The 6,293-nt window shown below is 45.4% G+C and carries 8 protein-coding genes; 2 read left to right on the forward strand and 6 right to left on the reverse strand.

Annotation, left to right across the window (positions count from 1 at the left end):
* Window positions 1–301: 301 nt before the first annotated feature.
* Both IM509_RS01075 and IM509_RS01080 read right to left on the reverse strand, forming a co-directional pair.
* Entirely contained in the window at window positions 302–625 is a 324-nt protein-coding gene (locus tag IM509_RS01075; protein WP_185238069.1) for a hypothetical protein, read from the reverse strand.
* Window positions 591–875 carry a BrnT family toxin gene (locus tag IM509_RS01080; RefSeq protein WP_052278524.1) on the reverse strand — a complete coding sequence of 95 codons (285 nt, stop codon included), beginning with the start codon at window positions 873–875 and terminating at the stop codon, window positions 591–593. Before IM509_RS01080 ends, IM509_RS01075 begins: the two co-directional genes overlap by 35 nt.
* A gap of 573 nt (window positions 876–1,448) precedes the next feature.
* Here IM509_RS01080 and IM509_RS01085 point away from each other — a divergent pair.
* Window positions 1,449–2,372, forward strand: coding sequence for a bifunctional riboflavin kinase/FAD synthetase (locus tag IM509_RS01085; protein WP_052277573.1), 924 nt, complete (start codon window positions 1,449–1,451; stop codon window positions 2,370–2,372).
* On the opposite strand, the gene IM509_RS01090 is transcribed toward IM509_RS01085, so the two are convergent.
* Both IM509_RS01090 and IM509_RS01095 read right to left on the reverse strand, forming a co-directional pair.
* On the reverse strand, window positions 2,369–2,641 hold the full coding sequence (locus tag IM509_RS01090; protein ID WP_002761130.1) for a hypothetical protein: 273 nt from the start codon (window positions 2,639–2,641) through the stop codon (window positions 2,369–2,371). The two genes, IM509_RS01085 and IM509_RS01090, sit on opposite strands and share 4 nt — an antisense overlap.
* A gap of 6 nt (window positions 2,642–2,647) precedes the next feature.
* Window positions 2,648–3,166: a hypothetical protein gene (locus IM509_RS01095; RefSeq protein ID WP_052277574.1), complete on the reverse strand. Its 519-nt coding sequence runs from the start codon at window positions 3,164–3,166 to the stop codon at window positions 2,648–2,650.
* A 254-nt stretch (window positions 3,167–3,420) separates the two neighbouring features.
* Here IM509_RS01095 and IM509_RS01100 point away from each other — a divergent pair, with 254 nt between their 5' ends.
* Window positions 3,421–4,344, forward strand: a complete 924-nt coding sequence (locus IM509_RS01100) for an AAA family ATPase (protein ID WP_052277575.1) — start codon at window positions 3,421–3,423, stop codon at window positions 4,342–4,344.
* 435 nt (window positions 4,345–4,779) lie between these two features.
* Here the strand turns inward: IM509_RS01100 and IM509_RS01105 are convergent, their stop codons facing one another.
* Both IM509_RS01105 and IM509_RS01110 read right to left on the reverse strand, forming a co-directional pair.
* A complete protein-coding gene (locus tag IM509_RS01105; protein WP_052277576.1) occupies window positions 4,780–5,691 on the reverse strand; it encodes a C1 family peptidase in 912 nt (303 codons plus the stop codon).
* Between the two features lie 54 nt (window positions 5,692–5,745).
* The gene (locus tag IM509_RS01110; protein WP_287716268.1) at window positions 5,746–6,141 is read right to left on the reverse strand and encodes a protease inhibitor I42 family protein; all 396 of its coding nucleotides are present in this window, start codon (window positions 6,139–6,141) and stop codon (window positions 5,746–5,748) included.
* Window positions 6,142–6,293 lie beyond the last annotated feature (152 nt).

The raw sequence follows: 6,293 nt of genomic DNA on the forward strand, positions 1-6,293 counted from the left end.
ATTACATCTGGGTAAAGGATATGTTGGTAATGACGTAGGAATGACAAACCCCGTGTAGTTGAGGAGCGGAATGACGAGAAATTGTCACGTTCCGTTTTGTAGAGCAGTAGGAGAGGCGACTCTCTTACTGACTTTAATTATTCGACCCCGGAAGGTTTACGAATATTGGCGGTAGGGCATACCGCTACTGCTTTGCTGAGGGAGAGTAAGACCGAGTAAAAGCACTGCTTTTGCAAGGCATCTCCCCGTGAATGAAGAATCCCCACGCCTTTAGGCAACGGGAGTGTCAACTATTCTAAGATCATTGATTTTCATTTTTGGGTTCTTCTATAATTAATACAGCCTGATATTGTCCTTCTTTTAAATTTGAAGGAACTTGTACGGTTAATTGACCTTCATTGTTAACGAATGCTTCAACTTCAATGGTTTTCATGTTAACATATCTCTCTTCATTTTCTGCTATAATCTTAATGGTAGAAGCATCCTTATCTCCTAAAGAACGAGCATACTTTCCTCTCACTGCATTTTTTAAATGAGACTCCGTTAAAAACTGAGAATAATCATCTAACATTTCGTCATCTTTGATGGGATCATTGATTACTTTGTTCATAGATTTTTCTTTCATGTTTAGTTACTCTCCTAGCAGTAATGATTCTGATGTTTCCTTGTTTTTGACTATGAACAACTAAAAGCAAGCGGTTTTGACTAGAATAACCAATTGTCAAAAAACGATCTTCTAAGATTGAATGAGTGGGATCATCTAAAGTCAAAGAATAGGTATCTTCAAAGACAGTTTTAGCCTCATTAAAAGAAATATCATGTTTTCTCAGATTTGTCTTAGCTTTGTCTTCATCCCATTCAAAATTAGCCGTCATTATCTTAATTATAGACAATAAATAAAATAAGGTGGGAAAAAAATCCCCCACCTTACTATGGTAAACCTTATCCTTTCGGGATCGCTCTATGATTAGCAACAGGATTAGAACAAAAGAAACAAAAACAATATCCTTAAGTAGGTAGGCGTTAAAAATTATCAGACACCCCCCTTATCAAGGGTAGGGTTGATTCATGAATCAACCCTACCTTATCAAGGGGGGTAGGGGGGATCGAACCTAAAATCAATTTTTAATTTAATTATAACCAGCTACTTATGCTTGATTCAGATTGGGAAACCACAAAAGCAGCAAGAACAACCACAGACGACCAAAACAAGAACGAACTGAACAATTAATGAATGCTTGTTTCCCTCATCTTTCTGGTGCAATTGATTGGGAATGCCGGGCCGATCGCACCGGGATCGTTCACGTTCAACTTGCTAAAACTTCCAAAGGCCTCCAAGTTATTGGGGGCTTTTTTTTAGCTTGATCGCCCGATTGATATAGAATCAAAAGGCTACACTCAAGATTAATCGCTTGAATTATTCTCTTGTATCTGTTCTTAGAGCCAGCGTGTGGATTGTAGATTCTCCTAATACCCGTATTTTAGCCCCTAGTGCGATCGCACTAGGTAACTTTGATGGTTTGCACCTAGGTCATCAAACCGTCCTACAGCCAATTTTTCGGGATGAACCCGCTTATCCCACCGTTGTTAGTTTTACTCCCCACCCGCGGGAATTTTTTACGGGAGAAAAATGGCAGTTATTAACTCCTCTAGGGGAAAAGGTGGAGGTTTTAGAGAATTTAGGCGTTAAACAATTAGTTTTACTGCCTTTCTCTGCTAAATTAGCTTCCCTGACACCCTTGGCTTTTGTCGAACAGATTTTAGTAGCAAAATTACAGGCTAAATCGATCAGTGTTGGTCAAGATTTCCGCTTCGGTTATCGTCGTCAAGGTACAGCCGAAGATTTATTACAGATCGCCTCTCAATTTAATATTAAAGTCGAGATTGTTGGTTTAAAAAACTGTGGGACGGGTCGAATTAGTAGTTCCCTAATTCGTCAAGCTTTGGCATCGGGAAATGTTGAGCAAGCCGGACAAATGTTAGGTCGTCCCTACAGTTTAACTGGTCGTGTGGTCATCGGGCAACAGCTGGGCAGACAATTAGGTTTTCATACCGCTAATCTACAGGTTCCCCCCGATAAATTATTGCCGCGACTGGGGGTTTATTGCGGTTGGGTGCATCTCGATGGTTCTCGCTTACCAGCAGTTATGAACATCGGTTATCGTCCCACGATCGAGGGAAAAACTATCAGTGTGGAAATCCATTTATTGGATTGGTCGGGCAATGTATATGATCGCATTTTAACGATGGATTTAGTGCAATTCCTGCGACCAGAACAGAAATTTAATTCTCTCGATCGATTAAAAAATCAGATCGAGATAGACTGCGATCGCTCTCGGTTAATTCTAACTTCTGTCACCGACAACTCCTAATATTTTTGGTATTCTCTTTCCACTTTACCCACCGCTTTCAATAAAGGAGAATCAAGGGAATCGATCCAATCAGCTACTTCTCGCGCTAATCCTAGGGTAACAATGCCTTGAGACGGTGGTAATTGACCAGCTAAAGCCTGACTTTTGATGGTTTTCAGGACAGAAATTAAACCCTCAATCCGAGTCGATCTTTCTGTTTTCCGCATCTGTTCGGCCACGGTAATAGCTTGGTCAATTGATTGAATTAATTCCCTCATGTTCGTTTCCATAATATTCTAGCGACAGGAAAGAGATGTAACCGTTATTGCTCGCCCCTCTCCCCATTGTATATTGGCATCTCGCGAGTCTTTAATAAAAGTTTGCTGACCACCACCGGGATAACAATCAGCCGGATTCTGGGGGGCGACAATTCCTTGATAAACCGTTGTTCCCGCAGGTAAAGTCACCGATACTACTTTGGTCGCTTGATTGGGAGGATTCCACTTTTGATCGAGGGCTAAATTTCTGATCACCTCCACATTGGTGGTATATTGATCCGTGGTCAGAAAACGACCTTTTTTGTAATTTTCGTCACTATAATAACGGAAAAAAGTCTGGGGTTTTTCTAGGGTAACTGCCTGACATTCACTATTGCGAAAAGTGATAGCAATATCTGGAGGGAGGGGACAGGAAGGTGCCTGATCTTGAGCCAATATTTTCCGAGAATTGAAAGTTAAATTTTCGGGTAAACTATTGGTTAATGTACTGGCAGCGATTCCTAAAACAAGACTAAAAACGAGCGAACTGGCTTTCATCTTCACTGATTAGGAGAAATTCTCCTTGATTTTATCAGACTGAACCGACTGAAAATCTTGATTTCGCTCACTGGCAACAATTCTTAACTAATTTTCTCCCTGCTCGCCACCCTAACCCCGATTAGCTCCCTAGCAGAAAATTTCCCGCCATTGTCTGTCAACTTTCCTCGCTAGTGTGGGCAAATTGGGAAAAGAATCGTTAAGATCAAGAAAACTTAACATTAATCTTCTTGACAAAATCCCCCATTTGTGTTATGAGAGACGCTATTGATATTTTGATGGAAAATTTGAGCCAGAGCATCGTCGGCCAAACCGAATCGATTCGCATTGTGCTGGTGGCTTTACTCAGTGGTGGCCACGCTCTCCTGGAAGATGTCCCCGGAGTCGGCAAAACCCTCTTAGCTAAATCCTTAGCGCGTTCAATCAACGGTCGTTTCCAACGGGTACAATGCACCCCTGACCTCCTTCCTAGTGATATCACGGGAACCACGATTTGGAACCCCAACAGTCGCGAATTTGAATTTATCCCCGGCCCCGCTTTTGCTAACGTCCTCTTGGCCGATGAAATCAACCGGGCCACCCCGCGCACCCAATCGGCACTTCTAGAAGTCATGGAGGAAAAACAAGTTACCGTCGATGGAGAAGCGCGGCCGGTCCCCCAACCCTTCTTTGTGATCGCCACCCAAAATCCGATCGAATATCAAGGCACTTTTCCGCTTCCAGAAGCGCAAATGGACCGTTTTGCCGTTTGCCTGAGTTTGGGTTATCCCAGCGCCACAGAAGAATTAACAATGTTACAGAGACAGCATTCTCAAGAGACGGTTAAATCCCTAGAAGCTTGTATTTCCCTAGAACAGGTGGGAGAATTGCAAAGATTAGTCAGTCTGGTCCAGGTAGCTCCCACTTTACAGCAATATATCGTCGATTTAGTCCGGGCTACCCGTGATCACGAAGATATTAGTTTAGGAGTCAGTCCCCGGGGTTGTGTGGTTTTGCAAAAAGCAGTTCAAGCTTACGCTTTCCTCGAAGGTCGCGATTATGCTATCCCCGATGATGTTAAGTTAATTACTCCCTACGTCTTCTGCCATCGTCTGATTCCTAGTCACGGTCGTCAAGCTAAAGCGATCGTGGAAAGACTTCTGCAATCGGTGGCGATCGAGGATCGCATCTGTGCTTAAGTAGGGAGGCACAATTATTTGTAGGATGGGTTAGCGGTAGCGTAACCCATGCGGGCGTTGGGTTTCATGCTTCAACCCAACCTACGTTCATCTTATATTTAATTCCACCCACCTACTATTGAATAGTTACACAAGAATCTTCCTCTCCGATCCCTCCTAACTACTGCAAAACCACCAACGCCGCCGCCGGAACAGTAATCAAAAGCGACTTTCCATTGCGCGCTTCCACCGTTACCGACTGACCCACCCACACCGCATTTGGCGATCGCTAATTAGCTCGATTCCGCTCACATACAGAATAAGGTTTACAGCGAATTTTAAAAAGCTTCCCCTAAAAAATTCAACAAACGGTGAGTTTTCCCAGCGTCCCCCCTATTCTGAAAAAACTCACCAGAAGCCTTTATCTCGCCCCTCACACCTTATCGAATTGGTCTCCTATCCGAACTGTCCCGTATCGACCCACTCACTCTTGATTAGCGACCACCAATCAGTTGCCAGACCATCGAGGACGTACTTGTAGGGCAGCCAGCCGTAGCCAGCGCTTCCCCAGGCAGTCCCCCAGGAGTTGCGAATCAGCAAGGCACCGGTGGTTTCAATGCCACCGGCATTGGTGTTCTTGATCTTGAGGTTGTCGTCGTAACCAACTGCATCGATCGCGTGACCGCCTTCAACCCGTTCGCCCCGAGTCGGGTAAGGAATCTTGCCGGTCGTGTTGCCCTGACTGATAGAACTGTAAACAGTAAAGCCAAACATCGAGGGCAGACCTTTCGACAATTCGGTTTTAATCCGAGCTAACAGTGCGTCTCTTGCCGTCCCGGGCGGATCGAGGCGGTAGTAGGAAATCGCCTGATAGCTTTGGGCAAAAGCGTAGCAGAATGCCGACGGCTCTTTGTCCAAATCAGCGATATTGTAGGGATAGTATTCTTCTGGTGGTACGCCAAACAAGGTGAGGGCGTACATTGTTGAGCGCAAGAATGCCCCCGTATCTCCCGTCCATTTGAGCAAGTTGCGCGTCACTTTGTAAAGAAAGAGGCGCGAGGCATCTATGTGTTTGCCAAAAGCTCGCCGCTCAAAATACTCCACCAGTCCGACCCCGGCGTGGGCCGTACAAGAACCGATAGTTTTTTGATCCTCCATGGGGGAACACCACGGCCTCAAGTCCACGCTGGCTGGTAGCGCTGCTGGGGCAGATGTCGTTGCTCCCACTTTGGCCAGCATTTGCTTGACAGATGGCTGTCCCAAAGCTTGCAGTTTGGACGGTACGCGTTCAGATTGAAAAGTAACATCACGAATATCGGGATAGTCGGGCAACCATCCCATTGCAGGAATTACAAATGTTTCACTCATTTTTCCTTTCCTCCTAAGTCGTTACTCACTGGCCCTTGGCTATCTGAGAAGCCTTTACTCTCGGACTTGGAGCGTGACAGTAAATCGTTCGACAATTGACGGTTCTCCTTGCCACTCTCGCCAAAGCTTAAGCCTTAGTTGGTCTATCCCAGCCCGTTGCGCTTTAAAGGTCAGGATTCTCTGACCGCCCCCGCCGACTCTCGACTCTATGGCAGGTACATACTCAGAGGCCTGCAGCTTCACTAAATCGCTCCCGACACCACCGACCGCCCACTGAAAGCCAGTGGTGGGATTCTCGTCGAGGGACAGTAGCAGCAGGTCGTTGACCTGCATGGTGATGGATTTGCCGTTGTCAGTGCGAGTAAGGGTTAGCATTGTATCTTGACCGTTCCCTTCTTTCGGGTTCCACTTGGTTGCCCCACAGCCCTGGGAAAAGACCGGGGAAAGCACGAGGATTAGAGTTTTGACATCCTCGCCGCCCTAAAAGTGCGGCGATTCCTAAACCTCACGATTTAAGTTTCTGCTTCCACCACCGTCGCATACCACAGTTAAAAAACCATGTACTGTCTTACACAGAGTCCACAGACTTTCGCCCCATTTCA

Origin of the sequence: Microcystis sp. M31BS1, from assembly GCF_020245285.1 — a bacterium.
GTDB lineage: Bacteria > Cyanobacteriota > Cyanobacteriia > Cyanobacteriales > Microcystaceae > Microcystis > Microcystis panniformis.

What these genes read in the sequence shown, in the direction of transcription:
- IM509_RS01075 (WP_185238069.1), bottom strand. Translation starts at nt 625, where the DNA reads ATGAAAGAAAAATCTATGAACAAAGTAATCAATGATCCCATCAAAGAT.
- IM509_RS01080 (WP_052278524.1), bottom strand. Translation starts at nt 875, where the DNA reads ATGACGGCTAATTTTGAATGGGATGAAGACAAAGCTAAGACAAATCTG.
- IM509_RS01090 (WP_002761130.1), bottom strand. Translation starts at nt 2,641, where the DNA reads ATGGAAACGAACATGAGGGAATTAATTCAATCAATTGACCAAGCTATT.
- IM509_RS01095 (WP_052277574.1), bottom strand. Translation starts at nt 3,166, where the DNA reads ATGAAAGCCAGTTCGCTCGTTTTTAGTCTTGTTTTAGGAATCGCTGCC.
- IM509_RS01100 (WP_052277575.1), top strand. Translation starts at nt 3,421, where the DNA reads ATGAGAGACGCTATTGATATTTTGATGGAAAATTTGAGCCAGAGCATC.
- IM509_RS01105 (WP_052277576.1), bottom strand. Translation starts at nt 5,691, where the DNA reads ATGAGTGAAACATTTGTAATTCCTGCAATGGGATGGTTGCCCGACTAT.